The sequence below is a fragment of the Oligella sp. HMSC09E12 genome, from assembly GCF_001808505.1.
Lineage (GTDB): Bacteria > Pseudomonadota > Gammaproteobacteria > Burkholderiales > Burkholderiaceae_B > Oligella > Oligella urethralis.
Genome location: NZ_KV793588.1, coordinates 1 through 21,950, shown reverse-complemented (window position 1 = coordinate 21,950; position 21,950 = coordinate 1). Strand labels below are relative to the sequence as shown.

Below are 21,950 nucleotides of genomic sequence, written 5' to 3'. Positions count from 1 at the left end.
GCTTATGGGTTTAGCTTTTGGCGAAGGTTTTTAGAAACCTCAGACATATCGGCACGTCCGGCAAGCTTCGGTTTAATCAGAGCCATGGCTTTACCCATGGCAGCACCCCCGCTCACACCCTCAGCCTGTAACTGAGCTAAAACCTCATCAATTAAGGCATTGATTTCTGCGGCATCTGCTTGAGCTGGCATAAACTCACTTAATACATCAATTTCTGCCTGCTCGGCGGCCGCTGTATCGGTACGACCTGCTTTTTCATAGGCCTGAATGGATTCGCGACGCTGCTTAATCTGCTTATCGATAATGCTGATAATATCGTCGTCAGTCAACTCAATACGCTCATCCACCTCACGTTGCTTGATGGCTGCCTGTAATAAACGTAAAGTACCTAGGCGTGCGCTATCACGGGCTCGCATCGCATCTTTAGTGGCGCTGGAAATTTGATCTTTTAAGCTTTGAGACATTATTTATCCTAAATCATTGGTTGAATTTTGTTTGAATGCCTTTATTATATTACGCTTATGCTAGAAAAATAGAATCACGTAGGAATTGAGTTTAAGCGAATGGCAGCATTTATTATTCAGAAGAGCTACATACCTAAAGCGCAGACGGATGTAGCGCAATTATTTATGGTTTTGACACGCTCAGCCCAAGCAGAGGATATTGCGGCGGCTGATGGGGTGTTAAAGGTGTTATCGGCACGCTTTCCATCGGCTGTGTTATTAAGTATTAGCTTGAGTGAGGCAGATGCCTTGCCACCTGGGCTATCTGAAGCCGAAGAAGGTGCTTGGTTAGAGCGTATACAGCCACAGTGGTTGAGGTTTATTGCTGAGCAGCAGCGTCAATATGGCGTTGAGCCTGCGGCAACAGCCATTGTCGGCGTGGGTACCTTAGGCGCCTTGGTGTTAGAATTGGCCAAGCTTGAGCAGCCAGTCGCTGGTCGTTTGATCAGTTTTGGTGCGCGCTTTATTCGCTTACCTGAGCAACCGCTTTCACTGGCTCAAACCCTACATTTATTGCATGCGGCTAACGATGCCGAGGTAGCTGCTAAGCATAGTCAGATTGCGCACCTGGCCATTCAAAACCTGGCAGCTGACTCAACCCTGGATGTGTTGCAGGGCATTGAGGATTCGCTTGACCCTGCGCTCATTACACAGCTGCGAGTACGTCTTGAAACCTGCATCCCCTTAAGGATTTTAAAAGAAATACAGGCCGCCACCGGTGCATAGGGTGTGACTTGTTATTAACTGATTAAGGGGCGCTAAGGCCCCTTGTTACTTAAAAAAGCAGCTTATGCCTCGTTCATTTGCTCCTCTGGGCTGAGTGGTCGTTTACCCAGTCGGTTTGCAATCACGGCACACACCATCAACTGTAGTTGGTGAAATATCATCAATGGTAAAACAATGGCGCCAATCGGCATCCCGGCAAAAATAATTTGTGCCATGGGCAATCCACTGGCAAGACTCTTTTTAGAACCGCAAAAGAGGATGGTAATACGGTCGGCTAAATTAAACCCTAAGCTTTTGCCGATCAAGTGACTGGCGCCCAAACTTAAGGCTAAGATCAAGGCACTCACAAGCAACACTGCAATCAGCGCTGAAATCGGTGTTTGATGCCATAAGCCCTCATTGACTGCGTGTGAGAAAGCAGCATATACCACCAATAAGATTGAACCCTGATCGACTACTTTAACTAAGCGCTTATTTCTCAGTAAAAACTCACCTAAATAGGGTCTCAAAAAGTGACCTATAGCAAAGGGCACAAATAATTGGAAAATGATTTTAACGACCGACATGAAGTGAATGCTCGGTACCTGATCGCTAAAATCCGTCAAGATCAAGGCTACTAACATGGGAGTCACAAAAATGCCCACAATACTAGAAGCAGAGGCATTACAAATGGCAGCAGCCAAGTTACCGCGCGCCATGGAGGTAAAGGCAATGGCCGATTGCACTGTGCCAGGCAGCATGCAGAGGTATAAGAAGCCCAAGTAGAGGGTGGGTGTCATCAAGGGTTCGAGCAGCGGTCGCAGGACGATGCCAATCAGTGGAAAGAGCACAAAGGTGATGCAGAAAATCACGATATGGATGCGCCAATGCATGATGCCTTGATAAATTGCTTGCCGTGAGAGACGGGCACCATGCAAGAAAAACAGTAGTCCAATGGCGAGTTTGCTAAGCCAATCAACGGCTATCTCACCCTGCCCATGAGCGGGTAAGATAGTCGCGATAATCACAACGAGGGTCAATAAGACGGTGAACTGATCAGGAACTAAGCGTTTAAAGTTAAAATTCATGGCGCTAGGATTTGCTTATTAATTAGGATCCTATAGCTTAGCATTTTCTTAGCGCCTTAGATTCGCTTTTACAGTACATCCGAAGCGTAATCCGCCAGTCTTGAACGCTCACCCTTTTGTAAGGTCACATGGCCTGAGTGTGGCCAGTGCTTAAAGCGATCCACCACATAGGTGAGACCTGAGCTACCCTCCGTGAGGTAGGGTGTATCAATCTGTGCGATATTACCCAAACAAATAATTTTGGTACCTGGACCGGCCCGGGTGATGAGGGTTTTCATTTGTTTAGGGGTGAGGTTTTGGGCCTCATCAATGATCACGAATTTATTTAAAAAGGTGCGTCCGCGCATAAAGTTTAATGAACGTACCTTGATATGCGAGTGGATAAGCTCCTTGCTGGCACTGCGATCCCACTCCTGGAGATTCTCACTATTATTGCCAGAATGCAAGAATTCGAGATTATCCTCTAAGGCCCCCATCCAGGGTTGCATTTTTTCCTCTTCGGTACCGGGTAAAAAGCCGATATCCTCACCCACTGGTACCGTTACGCGGGTCATAATGATTTCGGTGTAGCGCTTGGTTTCTAACACTTGCGTTAGCCCTGCCGCCAAGGCCAATAGTGTTTTACCGGTTCCGGCTTGACCGAGTAGGGAGACAAAGTCTACCTCTGGACTCATTAAGAGATTAAGTGCGAAGTTTTGTTCGCGATTACGTGCTGTCACGCCCCACACATTGTTTTTCTTGTGAGTATAGTCGCGCACCGTGGCAAGGACTGCGGTTTTGCCAGTAACTTCCTTAACCTGCGCATAAAGCGGTGAATCACCCTCCAGATACACAAATTGATTGACCAAAAACTCAGCACATAGCGGCCCTTTGATTTTATAAAAGGTGGTGCCGCCCTGTATCCATGACTCCATATCCTTGCCGTGGCGTTGCCAAAAATCATTTGGTAGTTGTAATACGCCGTCATAGACTAAGTCTGAGTCCTCAAGCGAATGATCGTTTAGATAATCCTCGGAAGCCAGACCCAGTGCTTTGGCTTTGAGGCGCATATTGATGTCTTTAGAAACTAAAATCACTTCACGTTGGGGTTCCAGTTTGTTTAAGACTTTGCACCACATTCAGAATAATATTGTCCGGCTTATCGGCGGCTAATTCTTGCTGATGTAATTGCTCAAACTTCTGCGTTTCAAAAAAGAGTTGTCCGGTGGCCTCCTTATGGCCAAGGCTATTGAGTGGAATGCCTTGATTGAGATCTTCATGATCAGCAACCAAGGAATCCAGTGTACGGCTCACTTGGCGGGCATTACGGGCGACCTCGGTTAAGCCCTTTTTATTGTGATCAAGCTCCTCTAGCGCCATCATCGGCAAGAAAATATCATGTTCCTCAAAGCGGAATAAGCAGGTCGGATCATGGAGTAGCACATTGGTATCTAAAATAAAGAGTTTATGCCCCTCGCTTTTCTGCTTGGTAGCTGTTTTGCTGTGCTTTTGAGGGACACTGCGGGAGGCCTTTCTAACGGCGACTTTTGTCGGGACGGGCGTTGTTGCCTCCGTACTTGCTTTTTTGTGTGAACTGCTGGCGCTATCGGCCTTAACCATCTCGGCCGCTTTGGTGATCGAGCTATGATCCTCCCTAATTAAAGCCTGATCGACCGTTGTTTCCGTGGCGACAGGGGCCGCTTTCTTCGCTGCTTTTTTTGTCGCACGACGAACTTTGGGCGTTGGAATATCACTCATATCTAAACGAGTAGCAGGTTTTAAGGGTGGTTTAGGAAGGGCCATAGTTTATCTACCAAAAAATTAATAATAAAAGGGCACAGGGCTCAGCGCGAGCTTATTGTGATGCTTTTAAGGTTTGTAGCACCTCGGCCACATGACCAGCTACTTTGACCTTGCGCCATTCGGCAATTAAGACGCCTTTAGGGTTAATTAAGAAGGTGCTGCGTTCAATCCCCCGTCCAATCTTGCCGAACATATTTTTTTCTTTAATTACATCGAATTGCTGGCAGAGCGTTTCTTCAGTGTCCGCAATTAATTCAAAAGGCAAATTATGCTTATCAATAAAATTTTGGTGCGATTTTAACGAGTCGCGAGAAACGCCAACGATCTCGGCATTAAGCGCTGTAAAGGCGTCGTAATGATCACGAAAATCTTTGGATTCATTGGTGCAGCCTGGTGTATTGTCTTTAGGGTAAAAATAAAGCACCAAGTACTTACCGGCAAAGTCCTTGAGATGAATCGTGCCTTCATTGGTTTCTGCACTAAAGTCGCTGACCTTTTTATCGAGTTCAACGGTGTTGCTCATCGTAATAATCTCCTTACATAGTTATCTGCTGAGATAGCAATGCTTGCTTAAGCAGGGTTAATCTAAGCCATCTAATAAGAGTGCTGCCACCACGATGCGATTTTCATTCATCAATACATTGTAGGTGCGTGCAGCGGCTCGGGTATCCATGCACTCAACACCGATTCCCTGGGCGAGTAGTGGTTGTAAAATCGCTGGCGAGAGAAAGCGTTGCTTTTGACCGGTGCCGATGATGATGAGTTCAGGCGCATTATCATAGTGGGGGCGATTGCCATTGTCATCTAAAAAAGCAAAGGGGTCTTGCTCTTTTTTAATTAAGCCGGCGGCCTCAATTAAGGCTTCTGTGGTGACATCCTTTAAGCTAGTCACCTGCCATTGACTGATAGGGCCCTCAGGGCGGAAGAAAATAGCATGATGAAATTTCTGCTCATTAATTTCAATATAATCATCACCATAGGCGGTGACAGTATTAGCAGGGGTTCTTGATTGCAGCTGAAGTTCCACTATGGCTCCTTTTTATTTCAATCTTAGAGTTCAATTGTGACATGTTAATGAATCTAAATCGTCCAAACCACACCTTGGCGCCGGAAAATTTGATATTTTTGCCAAATGAATTGCTCAGTTATCACAGATAGGATAGATTAAAGAGTTTGTCAATACTTTATTAAAATGAGTGATCACTGGTGGAGCTATGAGATCTTTTCCGCGTATCGAGCGTTTACCCCCTTATGTATTTAATATCACTGGCGAGCTTAAGATGGCGGCGCGTCGGCGGGGTGAGGATATTATCGATCTGTCAATGGGTAATCCGGATGGGCCGACACCACAGCATATTGTGGATAAGCTTATTGAGTCAGCGCAAAAGCCACACACGCATGGCTATTCCGTCTCCAAGGGGATTTTAAGACTGAGAAAATCCATTGCGGATTGGTATGAGCGACGTTATCAAGTGCAATTAAACCCAGAGACGGAAACCATTGTTACCATCGGCTCCAAAGAGGGTTTGGCGCATTTGATGTTGGCTACCTTAGCCGAGGGCGATACGGTTTTAGTACCAAATCCTAGTTATCCTATTCATATCTATGGTGCGGTGATTGCGGGGGCAAATGTTCGCTCAGTGCCGATGATTCCGGGTGGTGACTTTTTTGCCGAGATTGAAAAGGCGGTAAGTGAATGCATTCCTAAGCCTAAAATGTTGATTATTGGTTTCCCTAGTAATCCGACGGCGCAGTGTGTGGATTTGGAGTTTTTTAAGCGTATTGTGGCACTGGCCAAAATGCACAATATGATTGTGGTGCATGATCTGGCCTATGCCGACATGAATTTTGATGGCTACGTCGCACCTTCTATTATGCAAGTAGCAGGCGCAAAAGAGGTGGCAGTTGAGTTTTTTACCCTCAGTAAAAGTTATAATATGGCCGGTTGGCGTGTTGGCTTTATGGTGGGTAATGAAGAGGTGGTTAATGCCCTAGCCCGCATCAAGAGCTATCACGACTACGGTATGTTTACGCCGATTCAGGTCGCGGCGATTGCTGCACTTGATGGCCCACAGGATTCGGTGGCCGAGCAGGTGGCGATTTATCAAAAGCGTCGTGATGTGTTAGCCAAGGGCTTACATGAGATTGGCTGGATGGTTGAGATACCTAAGGCATCCATGTATATCTGGGCAGAGATCCCCGATTTCTATAAATCATTGGGCTCCTTGGAGTTTTCTAAAAAGCTATTGGCTGAAGCCAAGGTGGCCGTATCCCCGGGTATCGGTTTTGGTGAGCACGGTGATAACTACGTACGCTTTGCCTTAATTGAAAATGAGCAGCGTATTCGCCAGGCGGTCAGAGGCATTAGAGATATGTTTAAAAAGGATGGTGCATTCAGTGAATGATTTAAAACCGATTAAGGTAGGTTTGCTAGGTTTCGGCGTCGTTGGTAGCGGCACGTGGACAGTGCTTAACCGCAATGCCGACGAGATTGCTCGTCGTGCCGGTTGCCGCATTGAGATTGTCCGTATTGCCACACGCAATCCCTCTAAAGTGAGTGGTGTGCCAGGTCAGGTTCAGGTGGATGCTGACTTGATGGCCTTGGTGCGTGACCCCGAGATTGATATTGTGGTTGAATTAATTGGTGGTTCAACCCTAGCACGTGAGCTGATTCTAGCGGCGATTGACGAGGGTAAGCATGTGGTTACGGCCAATAAGGCCTTATTAGCACTGCATGGCAATGAAATTTTTGAAAAAGCTAGCGCCAAGGGTGTGATGGTGGCCTTTGAAGCGGCGGTGGCGGGTGGTATTCCGATTATTAAATCCATTCGTGAGGGTTTGACGGCTAACCGCATACAGTGGCTTGCAGGCATTATTAATGGCACCACGAACTTTATTCTGTCGGAGATGCGTCGTCGTAATCTAGATTTTTCGACTGCCCTCCAGGAGGCACAGGACTTTGGTTATGCCGAAGCCGATCCGACCTTTGATATTGAGGGGGTGGATGCTGCGCATAAACTGGCGCTGTTGGCGGCGATTGCCTTTGGTATCCAGATTCAATTCGATAAGGTGTATGTTGAGGGAATTAGCCATTTAGCGCAAGAGGATTTTGTACATGCACAGAATCTAGGCTACCGTATCAAGTTGCTCGCTGTGGCCAAGCACCGTAAAGAGGGGATTGAGTTGCGAGTGCATCCAGCCTTTGTTAAGCGCAATGAGTTAATTGCTAATGTCGAAGGTTCGATGAACGCTGTTTTAGTGCGTGGTGATGCGGTGGGCGAGACGCTTTACTACGGTCCTGGCGCAGGCTCTGAACCGACTGCTTCCGCGGTGGTGGCGGACCTAGTCGATGTGACGCGCATGCATCATACGGATCCTGAAAATCGCGTGCCTCATTTGGCTTTCCAAGCCGATGCCTTGGCGGAATATCCAATTTTATCCATTGATGAGGTGGAGACTTCCTACTATTTACGTCTCTTAGTCGATGACCGTGCGGGTGTGATGGCTGAGATTACACGTGTCTTAGCGGAGGATAATATTTCCATTGACTCCATGGTGCAAGAGCAAGTAAATGACGGCAAAGCCACGATTATTTTCTTAACGCATAAGAGTCGAGAGGGCGATATTGACAAAGCGATCGGCCTGATTGAGCAATTGCCTTTTGTACATTCTAAAGTGACCCGCATCCGTTTGGAGCAACTAGAGAAATGAAATACGTTTCAACCCGTGGTGGTTTAACTCCGACTGAGTTTAGCGATATCTTATTAGAGGGCTTGGCGCCTGATGGTGGTCTTAGTATGCCTTCGATTCTGCCACGTATTGATAGCGCCACCTTGGAAGTATGGCGGCGCCTTAGCTATGCAGAATTAGCCACTGAGATTTTAAGTCTATTTATTAGCGATATTCCTAAGAGTGATATACGTGCACTATGTGAAAAGACGTACAACTCGGCTAATTTTAACTCTGAAGAAATTGTGCCGCTTAAAAAGATTAATGACAAAATCACCCTTGTGGGTTTGTCAGAGGGGCCTACGCTCGCGTTTAAGGATATGGCCATGCAGTTTCTTGGTAATATCTTTGAGTATGTGCTGGCTAAACGCAACACGAGCTTAAACATACTTGGTGCCACTTCCGGTGATACGGGTTCGGCAGCAGAGTACGCTTTACGTGGCAAAAAAGGGGTGCAGGTCTTTATGCTCTCACCCTATGGGCGCATGAGTGATTTTCAGCGGGCGCAGATGTTTTCTCTGGCAGATCAGAATATTCATAATCTCTCGGTTAAGGGTGTTTTTGATGACTGTCAGGATATTGTTAAGGTCTTGGCCAATGATCTAGCCTTCAAGGAAAAATATCACCTCGGTGCGGTGAATTCGATTAACTTTGCTCGCATTGTGGCGCAAGTGGTGTATTACTTCTGGGCTTGGCTAAGAGCCACCAAGGATGGTGCGCAGCGTATTTCGATTACGGTACCAACGGGTAACTTTGGTAATATTCTAGCAGGCCATATTGCCCGTCAAATGGGCTTGCCGATTAAGCGTTTGGTGTTAGCGACCAATGAAAATAATGTACTCGAGGAGTTCTTCCGTACGGGTATTTATCGTCCACGTGGTGCCGAGCAAACTTATAAAACCTCCAGCCCTTCGATGGACATTTCCAAGGCTTCTAATTTCGAGCGTTTTGTGTATGACTTGATGCATCAGGATGGCGCCAAGGTCAAAGCCCTATGGGATGAGTTGGCTGATAAGGGTTATTTTGATTTATCCGAGGAAAAGCATCGTTTTGAGCCAGAGTTCGGTTTTCTCTCTGGCACCAGCAATCATCAGGATCGCTTAAATACGATTATGGCGGTGTATGAAGAAAGGGGCATTATCATTGATCCGCATACGGCTGATGGGGTTAAGGTTGCTCTGGAAAATCTGCATGAGGGCGTGCCAATGTTGGTATTGGAAACTGCCTTACCCTTAAAATTTGCTGATACGATTAAGGAAGCGATTGGGGTGGAGCTGGCATTACCTGAGCATTTGTCCGAGTTGATGGAGTTACCACAGCATCTGACCGTGATGGATAATGATGTAGCGCAGGTACGCGCTTATCTGCAAGCGCATATTCAAGCTGATGATAAGTAGTGATTGTGTGAGCGATTAGGATTGGGGGTTTGCTGTCAGCTTTGCTAGCAAACCCCTTTGTTTTATGTGAGGTGGCGAATGCAGCAAAGCTATTTGTTTTATTTTTTGCAACTGATTAAAGCGATGTTACTGCTAAGCTTTGTCTTTAGCTTCAGTCGTTTTTATGGTTTTGCAACGGGTGATGGTGGGCAGTTAAGCCTGATGGGCAGTTTCGGTTTTGCCGTTTTTGGCATGATCACCATGACGATGCTGTATGCTGTACCGGCTTTAATTGCGGCATTTGCTTACCGCTACTTTTATAAGCAGCGCATCATTGCGGCAGTGTTGAGTTTTGCGCTATTTGCTTTGTATCATATGGTGCTAATCCGTCATCTTTCACCGGAGTTTAAAAGTTTATCTGAGCACTATCCGAATTTGTTTTGGCTATTCTTTTTAGCGATTATCGGATTAAGTGAGTTTTTTAATTGGCGTGCAGAAAGTAAATCAACGTGATGTTGGCGCAGAGGGGGGAATCCATTGATGAAGACACAGCGTTTTCACTCATACACACCGGCCGAGGGCCATGGTTTAGCCCATGATCCATTAAATGCAATAGTGGGTCCCCGACCCATTGCCTGGGTTGGTACGCGTAGTGTTAGCGGCATTTTAAATTTAGCCCCTTTTTCTTTTTTTAATTTGTTTAGTTATGAGCCACCCGTTTTGATTTTTTCAGCTGTTGGTTCAAAAAAAGACACCATTGTCAATGTACACGAAACGGGCGAGTTTACATGGAATATAGTGACTCGTGAACTCGCTGAGCAAATGAACCTAAGTTGTATTGAGGAACCGGTGGATGAGTTTGCTTTTGCTAAGCTAAGTCCCTTAACTGGTGAGGTGGTGGCGGCGCCGCGCGTTGCAGAAAGCCCGATTAGCATGGAGTGTAAAGTGCTCTCCTGTGAGCAGTTGCGGGATCTGGACGGGGTTTTGAGGCCGACTTGGGTGGTCATGGCTCAGGTGGTGCGTGTACATATTGAGCATGAGCTGATTGATGAGGCAGGTGTATTTCAAGCCAAGCGTTTGCGTCGCGTGCTGCGCGCCGGAGGACCCGCCGATTACTATGAAATCACTGAGGATACCTTATTTCGTATGCCACGCCCGCGCAGAGGCTAGCTGTCTGCTTAGATAGTATTAGCGCTAAAGTGGTGCTTTTGAGCGATCCACGCCTTACGTAGTGGGCTTAGGCTTAGACGATGATTAAAAATAAGGCTCGGTTCTTTAGCAATTTTTTGTAGTAATTGCTTATGCATGGTGGCCAACGTTATCAGGGGACGTAGGCGCCGCACATCCGCTTTAGGCAGTTGCTTAAGCTCACGGTTAGCGGCCTCAAAAAAATCCCTGGCACGCTGAATTTCAAAGGCAATTAAGGCATTAAAATTATCCCCAGGCTGTCGCTGTTGAATTTGGTGAGCGGTCACATTAAAGCGACGCAGATCTGACATGGGAATATAAATTCTACCTTGTATATTGTGTAGGCCCACATCACGAATGATCATGCTGAGGCCAATGCCTTTGGCGATTAACGTGACTGGCTGCTCGTGTTTTGCTGCTTGGTAGTCCTTGCCAAGCAGTTGCCAAGCAAGTAATTTGGCTAAGGCGACAGCATTTAGTTGCAGATATTGTTCTAGATTAGGCCAATCCAGGTAGCGCCCCTGATCTAAATCCATCTCGGTGGCTTTAATCATGGCTGATAGGAGTTGATGGTGTTGCTGTAAGCGACTTTGATCAGAACCCGATGGTGCCAGCAGTGCCCCTTCGGCTGATAGGGCATGGCTAATGGGGTGACTCGCTTGACCCGCCAAAGCACGTTCTATCTCTGCATGCCACCACGCTAATTTAATTCGCGCCACAGAGGCTTCCTTACACTCGCTCAGTACCTCATTAATCTCTTTATGTAAGGCCAGTAGGGCGATCAGATGTGGGCGTTGCTCCACCGTTGTGGTGAGCAGCGCATAATAAATGCTGCTGGCCGGACGATTTGTTTTAGTGGCACAATATTCTTGAGGTGTCATTGCAAGCGTGTAGATAAATAATCAAGCAGCGACTATTTTAACAAGACTTGGCGAGATAAGCGTTTTTTAGCGCGCAATCGCTCGTTTAGCTAATGACTTTTTAGGGGAATTACTGCTGCACTAAAAATTAAAAGGCGTACAATAAAGCCTATGCTTAATTTGTGATGCGTTAAGCTTAAATTTTTTAAGACTTTCTTGAGGGTGTTGACTTGCCTCGTCCAATTTTAGCAACCATTTCTACTTCTAATATGGCGCATAATTTGCGCACGGTACAGCAGCATATTGCGCAGCAGGTGGGTGCGGCACGCTTTGAGCGCACTAAAACATTTGCCGTCGCTAAGGCGAATGGCTATGGTCATGGCATTGAAGCTGCGGTGCAGGGCTTTGCCGCAGCCGACGGCATCGCAGTGATCGAAACCGAGATGTTAGCAAGGCTGCGAGAATTAGGCTGGCACAAGGAGCTAGTCTTACTTGAGGGATTTTTTGAAAAAGCAGATTTGGAGCTTTTACAACATACTCGCAGCATCACCGCCATTCATTGTCAGGAGCAGCTAGATGAGTTGCGTTCATTGCCTGCCGGTGCCGCACTCAAGGTGATGCTTAAAGTGAATACCGGTATGAATCGCTTGGGTTTCAGACCAGAGCTGTTGTCGTCGGTGTTGACACAATTGGCGCAGCTGCAGTCACAGGCTAAAGTCTCAGAGGTCATCATGATGATGCATTTTGCCGATGCTGATGCCTTTGATCGTGACTCCGTGGATGATGCTTGGGCACGTATGCGGCAGGCGCTACAACAGGCGCAGTTAAGGCAGTTCCGGATTGAGTCCTTAAGTGTGTGTAATTCTGCTGCCAGCTTACGCTATGCCGATGATTTATTATTAGAAGGCTATCGCAATATTATTCGTCCGGGCCTTTGTTTATATGGTGCCTCACCTATGGGCAATGCCGAACATGAGGCTGCTATCGATTTTAATTTAAAACCCGCCATGACCTTAAAGGCACAGATTATTGCCATTCAGCAGGTGCGTGCAGGCGAGACGGTGGGTTATGGTAGTCGTTTTACCGCTCAGGAGCCTACCCGTATTGCGATTGTGGCATGTGGTTATGCCGACGGTTATCCGCGCTGGGCAGATGCCTCAACGCCAGTCGTGGTAAATGGCATTGAAACGACCTTAGCTGGACGGGTGTCGATGGATATGATGAGTATTAATTTAAATCCGGTGCCAAGCGCTAAGCTTGGCGATTGGGTCACACTTTGGGGTGAGGGTGGTCCTACCATTGATCGGGTGACGGAATGTGCGCGTATGGGTTCATATGAGACGCTCTGTCATTTAAATTTACGCGTACCCAAGGAAATAATTTAGTAAGTCAATGGCAAAAGCAAGAACAATCTACAGTTGTCAATCCTGTGGTGGTACCACGCTGAGATGGCAAGGGCAATGTCCCCATTGTCGAGAGTGGAATACCTTAGAGGAAACACGTGAACAGCCCCTTAGCAAAGCCGCTGTGGCTAATCGTTTTGAGCATTTGGCAGCTAGCAGCACGGTGCGTCGTTTGGCTGATGTACAGATGCAGGATACGCCGCGTATGAGTACCGGCTTGGCTGAGTTTGACCGTGTTTTGGGTGGTGGCTTAGTGGCTGGTTCGGTGGTGCTCATTGGTGGCGGTCCAGGGATCGGTAAATCGACTCTGTTACTTCAAGTATTAACTAGTTTATCCTTTAGCCAAAATGTATTGTATGTCACCGGTGAGGAATCGGATCAGCAGGTCGCCTTACGTGCCAAGCGCTTGGAATTAAATACCGAGTCAGTACAGTTATTAGCGGAAATTCAACTGGAAGCAATTCAACGCGCGGTGGCCGAGGTAAGTCCTAAAGTGGTTGTGATTGACTCAATTCAGACAATGTTTTCTTCGGAACTGACCGCAGCCCCCGGTTCAGTCTCACAGGTGCGTGAATGTGCTGCGCAACTGACGCGTTTAGCAAAGCAAAACGATATAGCCTTAGTGATGATTGGTCATGTGACCAAGGATGGCAGTCTGGCTGGACCGCGTGTGCTGGAGCATATTGTTGACACGGTGTTATATTTTGAGGGCGATAGTCATTCTTCGCATCGCTTGATTCGTGCTTTTAAAAACCGTTTTGGCGCGGTCAATGAATTAGGCGTTTTTGCCATGACGGATAAGGGCTTACGAGGCATTAATAATCCCTCGGCGATTTTCTTATCCCAGCATTCTAGTGATATTGCAGGTTCGTGTGTGATGGCGACACAAGAGGGTACACGTCCCTTATTGGTGGAGATTCAGGCCTTGGCCGATACTGCGCATGTACCTAATCCTCGACGTCTTAGTCTAGGCTTGGATGGGGGACGTTTAGCTATGCTATTGGCGGTCTTACATCGGCATGGCGGTATCCCCACCTTTAATCAGGATGTGTTTATTAATGCCGTGGGCGGGGTCCGTATCAGTGAAACTGCTTCCGACTTGCCGGTGATTTTGGCGTTAATTTCTTCTTTGCGTGATAAACCACTGCCCAAGGGCTTTTTTGCTTTTGGTGAGGTAGGTTTAGCTGGTGAAATTCGACCCGCCACCCGTGGCCAGGAGCGCCTTAAAGAAGCCGCAAAATTAGGCTTTGAAATTGCCATGATCCCTAAGCATAATGCACCGAAGCAGCCACTGCCGGGACTGACTATTTGGCCAGTTTCTCGTCTTGTTGATATTTTTGACTATTTAAGAAGAGAGTAGCGCTTTGGAACTGGTTTTAAATTTTGCCATGTTTGTGGCACTCGGAGCGATCATTGGCTTTGTAGGTGCCTTAGTCGGCATTGGCGGTGGTATTGTGGCGATACCGATGTTGGCCATTGTGTTTGATATGCCACAGCAATTAGCTCAAGGCACCGGTCTGGTGATGATTGTGGGCAATGTTTTGCTCGCAGTGTACGGTTATAATAAGCATCATAAAATTGATTTTAAGGGTGTCGGCCTGGCGATTCTGGTGAATATTATTTTTACCAATCTCTCATCAACTTGGGCTCAACACATCGATCCCGTATTGTTAAGACGCTGCTTTGCTTTTTTGCTTTTACTATTAGCTTGCTTATATTTATGGCAAACTTTACCCCGTAAAAATGTCGATTTAACTAAGCCACGCCCACCGCATAGAGCAATGGGTACGGTGGGTTTTCTGGTGTTAGGCTTGGCTGCCGGTTTGATAGGAGGCTTTTTCGGTGTGGGTGGTTCCTTAATCGCCGTGCCTGTCTTAACCTTAATTTACGGTTATCGACAGGTAGTCGCCCAAGGTATTGGTTTAGCGTTGGTCTTGCCAGGCGTGACCATGGCGCTTATTACCTATGCTTGGCATGGTAATACCGATTGGTCTATTGGAATTCCGCTCGCTATTGGTGGGGTATTGATGGTGCGACAGGCGATCCGATTAGCGATGCATTTATCGGAAGTCTTTTTAAAAAGGCTCTTTGTGCTGGTGTTGTTGCTGACCTTTTTATTATTGCTATTTAAATAAGTGGCTGCAGCGATAAAATGATGAAGTCGTTGACAATGCAAAGCAAATTCAAATGTTTAGGATAATGGTCTATGGCAATTACAGCAACGGTCCAAGCTAAGAATTGGGGAGTGTTAATTCATCCAGAGTGGCAAGCTGCGATACTCAGTCGTGGACTTAGTTTAGAGGCTTGCTTTAGCCCAGCGATCTTTCAGCCATCACATTATCAGCGCGAGGCTGTAAAGGTGGGTAGTGGCGGTCGTAATGCGGCTTGGTATGTCCCGACCGCAGTAGGTCCAGCGGTGTTAAGACAGTATCGGCGTGGTGGTTTGATTGGTAAATTTAATCAATCAAAGTATTTTTTTACCGGTCCTGAACAAAGTCGGGCCTTTCAGGAATTCAGCATACTGACTTATTTGCAGCAGGCAGGGCTCGCTGTGCCCAAAGCCTTAGGTGCATGTTATCAGCGCCAGGGTTTATTTTGTGAAATGGCGTTAATTACCAGTTTAATTGCGGATAGCCAAAGCCTGGCTGAGATTTGTCAGCACTATCTGCAGCAGGCGCTGGATGAAGAGATGGCAGCCGCCTATGCCGCAGCAACGGCAAAAAGCATTCATCATATGCACGATTTAGGCGTATGGCATGCAGATTTAAATGCCCATAATATTTTATGTGGTAGTGAGCCAATGCAAGCTTATATCATTGATTTTGATAAGGCCAAAAAAATCACCGTGACTCCGCGCCAACGACAACAGAATTTGGCTCGTTTGCAGCGCTCCTTAATCAAGCTTTGTGGGGAACAAAGTATTGTATTTATGGAACAAATTTCAAAATATTATCAATTAATTGAAAATAATTAGCCCTTTAAGCTAAATTAGCTATATCATTAGTTTTTTGTTTTTTTGTATAAGGGGGTTTGCTCAGATGAAACTGAAGTCAATTGGTCTCGCTTTAATGTTTTCCACCCTTGTTGCCGGCACTGCCACCGCACAAGATGATAATGTCGTCAATGTCTATAACTGGGCTGAATATACTGCACCCGATACAATTCCTGGTTTTGAACGTGAAACCGGCATCAAAGTCCGTTACGACACCTACGATACCAATGATATTTTACAAGCGAAGTTATTAACTGGTAAGTCTGGCTATGATGTGGTTGTACCAGCCACTCACTATGCAGCGCGTCAGATTGAGGCCGGTTTACTACAAAAGCTAGATAAATCCAAAATCCCTAACTGGAAGCATTTGGATCCAGATATTATGGCCGTGGTGGCGCAAGTTGATCCGGGCAATGAATACTTAATCCCTTGGGGTTATGGCACCAATGGTCTGGGCTATAACGTGACCAAGGTCAAAGAAATCATGGGTGAGGACTACGATTTCCGCGACTGGTCTAATTTATTCGATCCTGCCAAGGTAGAAAAGCTACGCAGTTGTGGTGTGTCTATTTTGGATGAGGCGGCACAGGTTTTCCCAGCCGTTCTACATTATTTAGGCAAGGATCCTAATAGTTCTGAAGAGGCGGATTACCGTGAGGCGATAGAGGTTTTGAAAAAGATTCGTCCTTATGTGCGTCAGTTCAGCTCCTCTGGTTATATCGATGAGTTAGCTTCTGGCGACTTATGCTTTGTCTATGGTTTTAATGGTGATGTGATGATTGCTGCTGACCGAGCCAAAGAAGCGAAGCGTGACTTTGAGGTCGCTTACTTTACGCCTAATGACGGTGCGCCGGTATGGTTTGATACCATGGCAGTACCTAAAGATGCCCCTAACTTTGATAATGCAATGAAGTTTATTAACTACATTGAAACACCCGAAGTACATGCGGCGATTACCAATGAAATGTTCTTTACCAATGCGAATAAAAGCGCACGTGAACATGTTTTACCTGAGCTCGCAGAAAATGAAGAGTTATACCCGAGCGCTGAAAAGGCTAAAACACTCTTTGTGATTAAGCCTCAGCCGATGAATATTCTTCGTTTACAAACCCGCTTATGGGCTGAGCTAAAAGCAGGACGCTAGTTGTTAAACAAGCGATAAGCTTTGCTTTTATCAATGGCCCGTAGGATTAAGACTTTCTTAATTGACGGGCCATTAATCAATTTTAGCAAGAGGAATTGAGATTACTATGACTGATGGACGCATAGCGACGACAGCAACGACTGATGACGAGTTTTTAAAACTGGTCAATTTAAAAAAGATTTATGGTGAGGTAGTAGCGGTTAAAGGGGTGGATCTAACTGTTAAGCGCAATGAGATATTTGCACTGTTAGGTAGCTCGGGTTGTGGTAAGTCCACCTTATTGAGGATGTTAGCCGGTTTTGAGAAGCCCACCTCTGGTCAGATTTTTCTTGACGGTGTTGATATTGCCAATGTGCCGGCCTATAAGCGCCCGGTAAATATGATGTTTCAGTCCTATGCCTTATTTCCACATATGACGGTAGAGGCTAATGTCGCCTTCGGACTAAAGCAAGAGGGCGTCGATAAACAAGAAATTCATCAACGTGTGTTTGAGGCCTTGGATTTGGTGCAAATGGCCGGGATGGCGCGTCGTAAACCATCGCAACTCTCCGGTGGTCAGCAACAGCGTGTGGCCTTAGCGCGCAGCTTGGTTAAGCGCCCTAAATTACTGTTATTAGATGAGCCGATGTCGGCCTTGGATAAGCAAATCCGCCAAAAAACACAGATTGAGCTGACTAAAATTATTGAACAAGTGGGCGTTACGTGTATTATGGTGACCCACGATCAGGAAGAGGCCATGACCATGGCCAATCGCTTAGCCGTGATGACTGCCGGTGAAATTATTCAGCAGGGTACACCAAAGGATGTGTATAGCTTCCCTAACTCGCGCTTTGTTGCCAGCTTTATCGGTAATACCAATATTTTCAAAGGGCGAATTGTGGTGGATGAGCCGGATCACGTGTTAATTGAATCCGATGATTTAGAAAGCCCGCTCTATGTGAGCCACGGGGTCAATGAGCCTTTAGGGATGGAAGTCTATGTGTCTATTCGTCCTGAGCAAATTCGTGTCTTGACAGAAGAACCGGATGATTCGGTTAACGTGGCCTATGGTGTGGTGACGCACGTAGCATGGATGGGTAGCTATATGCTTTATCAAATTGAGTTGGATTCTGGTAAGGTGGTGGATGCCAGTATGCCAGCGCGTATGGCCTTAGAGGATGCACCCAGCATTGACGATGAGGTGTATATTACCTGGGGTCCGGATAGTGGGACGGTATTATCATCATGACGAGATTAGCTGCTTTATTTTCTTGGTTGCCGACGCGGGAGCGCTTAAGTATTGTGCCGCCGTTTGTCTGGCTGATTTTGACATTATTGATACCTTTTTTAATTGTCTTAAAAATCAGCTTTGCGGAGTCTTTTTTTGGGCAGCCGCCGTATTCGCAATTATTTGAATATAAATCCGCTGTTTTGCGCTTTTCGCTGTATTTAGAAAGCTATATCACGCTATTTACTGATACGATTTTTGTAGAGGCGTATATACGCTCCATTAAAATGGCAGCAATCACCACCTTATGTTGTATTTTGATTGGTTATCCCATGGCTTATTTTATTGCCCAAGCCAATCCCAAAACACGGAACTTATTACTGCTGGGCGTGATTTTGCCATTTTGGACCTCCTTACTGTTGCGGGTCTATGCATGGGCCGGCATTCTGCGCAATGAGGGTTTGCTCAATAACTTTTTAATTTGGCTTGGCGTTATTGATACGCCGATTGAGCTTTATCGTACGGATATTGCTGTGTATATCGGTTTGGTTTATACCTATTTACCCTTTTTTATTTTGCCACTTTATACCAATCTATTAAAGCATGATCAGCGTTTAATTGATGCGGCCTATGATCTGGGCGCGCGACCGATTAAGGCATTTATTACCATCACCTTACCTTTATCGATTTCTGGCGTGATTGCGGGGGCGATGTTGGTCTTTATTCCTTCAGTAGGTGAGTATGTGATTCCTGAGTTATTAGGCGGTACCAATACCTATATGATTGGTCGAGTAATGTGGGATCAGTACTTTACTAACTCCAATTGGCCAATGGCAGCAGCCATTGCCGTGGTGATGCTATTGATTTTATTGATTCCTTTGGTATTGTTCCAGATTAACCAGGCTAAGCAATTGAAGGAGCAAAACTGATGAGACTAAGTACCTTGTTTAAATACTTTGTGTTTATCGTCGGTTTCGGGTTTTTATATTTACCGATTCTGTCTTTAGTGGTTTTTTCCTTTAATGACTCCGCACTGCAATCGACTTGGACGGGCTTTTCTTTGCGTTGGTATCAAAGCCTGATGAGCGATACGAATCTTTTAAAAGCGGCTTGGTTATCCATCAAAATTGCTGTACTTTCAGCCACAGCAGCGGTGATTGTGGGCACTTGGGCGGCTTATGTCCTAGTCCGTAAAGGGCCTTTTTTAGGCTTTCCGCTCTTTATCGGTATGTTGAATGCGCCCTTGGTGATTCCGGAGGTGATCTTGGGTGTGTCAATTTTATTGATGATTATTGAGCTCAGATCTATTGTCGGTTTCCCCGCAGAAAATGGCATGTTTACCATTTGGGTTGGTCATGTGGTGCTGTGTGTTGCCTATGTCTCGGTGGTGGTTGCCTCACGTATTCGGGAGCTGGATCGTTCGCTTGAGGAAGCGGCGATGGATTTGGGTGCGACCCCGCTAAAGGTATTTTTTAGCATTGTGCTACCCCTAATTGCACCGGCGATGGTGGCTGCTTGGTTACTGGCCTTTACTTTATCGATGGACGATGTGGTGATTGCTTCCTTCCTTAATGGACCAGGCTACACCACCTTGCCAGTCGAGGTGTTTTCCCGTGTGCGCTTAGGCATTAAACCCGAGGTCAATGCCTTGGCGACGATCATGATATTTATCGTTGGTGTTTGCGTGATCATTGGTAATCGTTTACAGTTTAAAAAGACTGACAGTTAAACTGATGTAATTAGCGGCCGTTTCAGGCCGCTAATCGCTTGTTTACCTAGCGATCATAGGGTATTGTTCCAGCGAGATAGTCTGAGTCTCAGCAATTCGATGAAACAGTAAAGGGTATATGAATGTCATTTCAAATAGTTGGTTTAAAGCGTTGTAGCACCTGTGTTAAGGCAAAAAAGTGGCTTGAAGCTCAGGGGTATGAGGTGCTTATGATTGATGTGCGCGAGCAGGTGCCGAGTGCTGAACAATTAACAACATGGGCAGCCGCCTTAGGTTGGGATAAACTGATTAATAAGGCCTCGCAGACATGGCGTCAATTAGACGATAGCGCTAAAGTGTTGAATAGCGAGGCGGATCACATTGCCTTAATCCAAGCCCATCCCAGCGTGATGAAGCGGCCTTTACTGATTTATCCGGGTGGTTTTAAATTAGGCTTTTCAGAAGCCTCTTATCAGGAGTTCGTGGCGTGAGTTTAAGTCAGGATCAATTAAAGCAGCAAGTAGCAGAGGCTGCCGTAGCCTATATTCGTGAGTTTTTTACGGCCGATGCCGTGATTGGTGTGGGCACCGGTTCCACCGCAGACAAGTTTATCGATGCCTTAGCACCATACAAGGATCAGTTTAAGGGCACCGTGGCCAGTTCAGAACGTACGGCAGCACGTTTACAAGCGCATGGTATCCGGGTCTTTGAGTTAAATGAGATCGATTCTATGCCGGTGTATGTGGACGGTGCGGATGAGGTGAATCCCAAATTGCAGATGATTAAGGGGGGTGGTGGTGCCCTAACGCGTGAGAAAATCGTTGCCTCAGTGGCCGAGCGTTTTGTTTGTATTGTAGATGATTCTAAGTGGGTTACGCATTTAGGTCGTTTTAAGATTCCCCTAGAAGTGATTCAGATGGCAAAGCACGCCGTTACTAATCAGCTTAAAGCCTTGGGGGCGAGCGAGGTGGTAGAACGTAGCGGCTTCATTACGGATAATGGCCATCCTATTTTAGATGTGGCTGGCTTTCAATTAGCCGATGCGGCTGCACTAGAGCAGCAGATTAATCAAATCCCGGGAGTGGTGACTTGCGGTTTATTTGCACTGCGTCCGGCCAGCGTTGTTTTAATGGCAGCACCGCAGGGCGTCAAAGTTATCACGGTCTAATGTCATTGAGTTGTCATAATCTACTATTACAATGTAATAATTTTCAATATGGAGTGTCAGATGATTGAACAGCACACAAGTACCCGTTACGGCGAGTCTTTAGAGCAAATTCGTTCTCAGTTTCTACGCATGGGCGGCTTGGTTGAGTCCATGATTAATGACGCAGTTGAAACGCTTAGCACCGGTAACACGGCATTAGTTGAGCGCGTCATGGAGTATGAAATTGAAGTAAACAACTTGGAAGTCGAGATTGACTCCTTGATTACTCAGGTGATTGCACGTCAACAACCGGCAGCGATTGACTTACGTTTGCTTTTATCGGTCACTAAAATGTTAACCGACTTGGAGCGTTCTGGGGATGAGTCCGAGAAAATGGCGCGTACGGCCAGACGCCTGATCGAGCAACAAGCTCGTTTTGAGCCCATTGTTGACCTAAGTTATATGGGTAGTCTGGTGGTCAAAAACTTGCATGATGTACTGGATGCATTTGCTCGTTTCGATCCTATCGCCGCTGCTGAAGTGGTGCGTCGTGATAAAAAGATTAATAAAGAGTGGCGCAGCGTGTTACGTGAAACCAGTAGCTTTATGATTGAGGATCCACGTACCATCAGCTCCGCTATCGATTTAATGTTTATGGCACGTTCCTTAGAGCGTATTGGCGACCATGCTAAGAACATGGCTGAGCGTGTGATTTATACGGTTCAGGGTGAGGATGTGCGTCACACTGGTAATAAAAACGTACTGAAAGTCGCCAGTAGAGACAGTATTAATACATCGTATGAGACGCAAGAGGAAGAGGGCGACTCTGCTGAGAGTTAAATTGTCGTCATCGTACGGCCTCCATTGATGTATCAAAGACCTGTGCTGAGTTTTTCGCCAGGTCTTTTTTTGCTGTTAATAATGTGCTGTGTGAGTGTAAATAAGTTCACACCCATGGCGTATGCCTTATGCTCACCGCTAGCAAGTTACGCGGTGTTGCTTCAAATCTTATCAAAGCTGATATCAGCTGTTAGATCAATGGGATAGAGCGCATTCATCAGTTAATGCACAAAGTTATCCACAGCTTTTGTGGTTAATCTATGGTGATTAAATCAAGG

22 protein-coding genes and 1 pseudogene are annotated in these 21,950 nt (G+C 46.3%); 17 read left to right on the top strand and 6 right to left on the bottom strand.

Going from position 1 to position 21,950, the window contains the following annotated elements:
- Positions 1–2: 2 nt before the first annotated feature.
- Positions 3–464 (bottom strand): GatB/YqeY domain-containing protein, encoded by a 462-nt coding sequence (locus tag HMPREF3179_RS07845; RefSeq protein ID WP_048767557.1) that lies wholly within the window; start codon positions 462–464, stop codon positions 3–5.
- Between the two features lie 99 nt (positions 465–563).
- Here HMPREF3179_RS07845 and HMPREF3179_RS07840 point away from each other — a divergent pair, with 99 nt between their 5' ends.
- Positions 564–1,229, top strand: coding sequence for an alpha/beta hydrolase family protein (locus tag HMPREF3179_RS07840; protein ID WP_070470533.1), 666 nt, complete (start codon positions 564–566; stop codon positions 1,227–1,229).
- A 62-nt stretch (positions 1,230–1,291) separates the two neighbouring features.
- Here the strand turns inward: HMPREF3179_RS07840 and HMPREF3179_RS07835 are convergent, their stop codons facing one another.
- The 4 genes and pseudogenes from HMPREF3179_RS07835 to HMPREF3179_RS07820 all read right to left on the bottom strand — a co-directional run bounded on the left by HMPREF3179_RS07835 (position 1,292) and on the right by HMPREF3179_RS07820 (position 5,105).
- Complete coding sequence (locus HMPREF3179_RS07835) at positions 1,292–2,296, bottom strand: bile acid:sodium symporter family protein (protein ID WP_048767554.1); 1,005 nt, start codon at positions 2,294–2,296, stop codon at positions 1,292–1,294.
- 68 nt (positions 2,297–2,364) lie between these two features.
- Positions 2,365–4,078, bottom strand: a pseudogene (locus HMPREF3179_RS07830) (PhoH family protein).
- 52 nt (positions 4,079–4,130) lie between these two features.
- Complete coding sequence (locus HMPREF3179_RS07825) at positions 4,131–4,601, bottom strand: peroxiredoxin (RefSeq protein WP_018026183.1); 471 nt, start codon at positions 4,599–4,601, stop codon at positions 4,131–4,133.
- A 57-nt stretch (positions 4,602–4,658) separates the two neighbouring features.
- Entirely contained in the window at positions 4,659–5,105 is a 447-nt protein-coding gene (locus tag HMPREF3179_RS07820) for an Mth938-like domain-containing protein (protein ID WP_018026182.1), read from the bottom strand.
- A 187-nt stretch (positions 5,106–5,292) separates the two neighbouring features.
- On the opposite strand from HMPREF3179_RS07820, the gene alaC reads away from it, so the two are divergent.
- The 5 genes from alaC (at position 5,293) to HMPREF3179_RS07795 (ending at position 10,353) form a co-directional block, all read left to right on the top strand.
- Positions 5,293–6,483, top strand: coding sequence for an alanine transaminase (gene alaC / locus HMPREF3179_RS07815; protein WP_048767551.1), 1,191 nt, complete (start codon positions 5,293–5,295; stop codon positions 6,481–6,483).
- The gene (locus tag HMPREF3179_RS07810) at positions 6,464–7,789 is read left to right on the top strand and encodes a homoserine dehydrogenase (protein WP_048767549.1); all 1,326 of its coding nucleotides are present in this window, start codon (positions 6,464–6,466) and stop codon (positions 7,787–7,789) included. Before alaC ends, HMPREF3179_RS07810 begins: the two co-directional genes overlap by 20 nt.
- Positions 7,786–9,204 carry a threonine synthase gene (gene thrC, locus HMPREF3179_RS07805; protein ID WP_070470531.1) on the top strand — a complete coding sequence of 473 codons (1,419 nt, stop codon included), beginning with the start codon at positions 7,786–7,788 and terminating at the stop codon, positions 9,202–9,204. The genes HMPREF3179_RS07810 and thrC overlap by 4 nt, the downstream gene beginning before the upstream one ends.
- Positions 9,205–9,282: 78 nt before the next feature.
- Complete coding sequence (locus HMPREF3179_RS07800) at positions 9,283–9,696, top strand: hypothetical protein (protein WP_048767546.1); 414 nt, start codon at positions 9,283–9,285, stop codon at positions 9,694–9,696.
- 27 nt (positions 9,697–9,723) lie between these two features.
- Positions 9,724–10,353: a flavin reductase family protein gene (locus HMPREF3179_RS07795; RefSeq protein ID WP_048767544.1), complete on the top strand. Its 630-nt coding sequence runs from the start codon at positions 9,724–9,726 to the stop codon at positions 10,351–10,353.
- An 8-nt stretch (positions 10,354–10,361) separates the two neighbouring features.
- Here HMPREF3179_RS07795 and HMPREF3179_RS07790 read toward each other — a convergent pair whose 3' ends face one another.
- On the bottom strand, positions 10,362–11,252 hold the full coding sequence (locus tag HMPREF3179_RS07790) for a squalene/phytoene synthase family protein (protein WP_018026176.1): 891 nt from the start codon (positions 11,250–11,252) through the stop codon (positions 10,362–10,364).
- A 209-nt stretch (positions 11,253–11,461) separates the two neighbouring features.
- Between HMPREF3179_RS07790 and alr the strand changes: the two genes are divergently transcribed.
- From alr to phoU, 11 genes are all read left to right on the top strand, one after another.
- On the top strand, positions 11,462–12,616 hold the full coding sequence (gene alr, locus HMPREF3179_RS07785; RefSeq protein WP_026156795.1) for an alanine racemase: 1,155 nt from the start codon (positions 11,462–11,464) through the stop codon (positions 12,614–12,616).
- Between the two features lie 7 nt (positions 12,617–12,623).
- On the top strand, positions 12,624–13,994 hold the full coding sequence (gene radA, locus HMPREF3179_RS07780) for a DNA repair protein RadA (RefSeq protein ID WP_070470528.1): 1,371 nt from the start codon (positions 12,624–12,626) through the stop codon (positions 13,992–13,994).
- A 4-nt stretch (positions 13,995–13,998) separates the two neighbouring features.
- Positions 13,999–14,769: a sulfite exporter TauE/SafE family protein gene (locus HMPREF3179_RS07775; protein ID WP_048767539.1), complete on the top strand. Its 771-nt coding sequence runs from the start codon at positions 13,999–14,001 to the stop codon at positions 14,767–14,769.
- Positions 14,770–14,840: 71 nt separating this feature from the next.
- A complete protein-coding gene (locus HMPREF3179_RS07770; RefSeq protein WP_070470526.1) occupies positions 14,841–15,608 on the top strand; it encodes a 3-deoxy-D-manno-octulosonic acid kinase in 768 nt (255 codons plus the stop codon).
- A gap of 64 nt (positions 15,609–15,672) precedes the next feature.
- A complete protein-coding gene (locus HMPREF3179_RS07765; protein WP_018026171.1) occupies positions 15,673–16,770 on the top strand; it encodes a polyamine ABC transporter substrate-binding protein in 1,098 nt (365 codons plus the stop codon).
- Between the two features lie 106 nt (positions 16,771–16,876).
- A complete protein-coding gene (locus HMPREF3179_RS07760; protein ID WP_048767536.1) occupies positions 16,877–17,998 on the top strand; it encodes an ABC transporter ATP-binding protein in 1,122 nt (373 codons plus the stop codon).
- Entirely contained in the window at positions 17,995–18,906 is a 912-nt protein-coding gene (locus HMPREF3179_RS07755; RefSeq protein ID WP_070470524.1) for an ABC transporter permease subunit, read from the top strand. Before HMPREF3179_RS07760 ends, HMPREF3179_RS07755 begins: the two co-directional genes overlap by 4 nt.
- Positions 18,906–19,706 (top strand): ABC transporter permease subunit, encoded by an 801-nt coding sequence (locus HMPREF3179_RS07750; protein ID WP_048767535.1) that lies wholly within the window; start codon positions 18,906–18,908, stop codon positions 19,704–19,706. The genes HMPREF3179_RS07755 and HMPREF3179_RS07750 overlap by 1 nt, the downstream gene beginning before the upstream one ends.
- 122 nt (positions 19,707–19,828) lie before the next feature.
- Positions 19,829–20,176, top strand: a complete 348-nt coding sequence (locus HMPREF3179_RS07745) for an arsenate reductase family protein (RefSeq protein ID WP_048767533.1) — start codon at positions 19,829–19,831, stop codon at positions 20,174–20,176.
- Positions 20,173–20,853 carry a ribose-5-phosphate isomerase RpiA gene (gene rpiA, locus HMPREF3179_RS07740; protein WP_070470523.1) on the top strand — a complete coding sequence of 227 codons (681 nt, stop codon included), beginning with the start codon at positions 20,173–20,175 and terminating at the stop codon, positions 20,851–20,853. The genes HMPREF3179_RS07745 and rpiA overlap by 4 nt, the downstream gene beginning before the upstream one ends.
- Positions 20,854–20,913: 60 nt before the next feature.
- On the top strand, positions 20,914–21,672 hold the full coding sequence (gene phoU / locus HMPREF3179_RS07735) for a phosphate signaling complex protein PhoU (RefSeq protein ID WP_036558366.1): 759 nt from the start codon (positions 20,914–20,916) through the stop codon (positions 21,670–21,672).
- Positions 21,673–21,950: the final 278 nt, after the last annotated feature.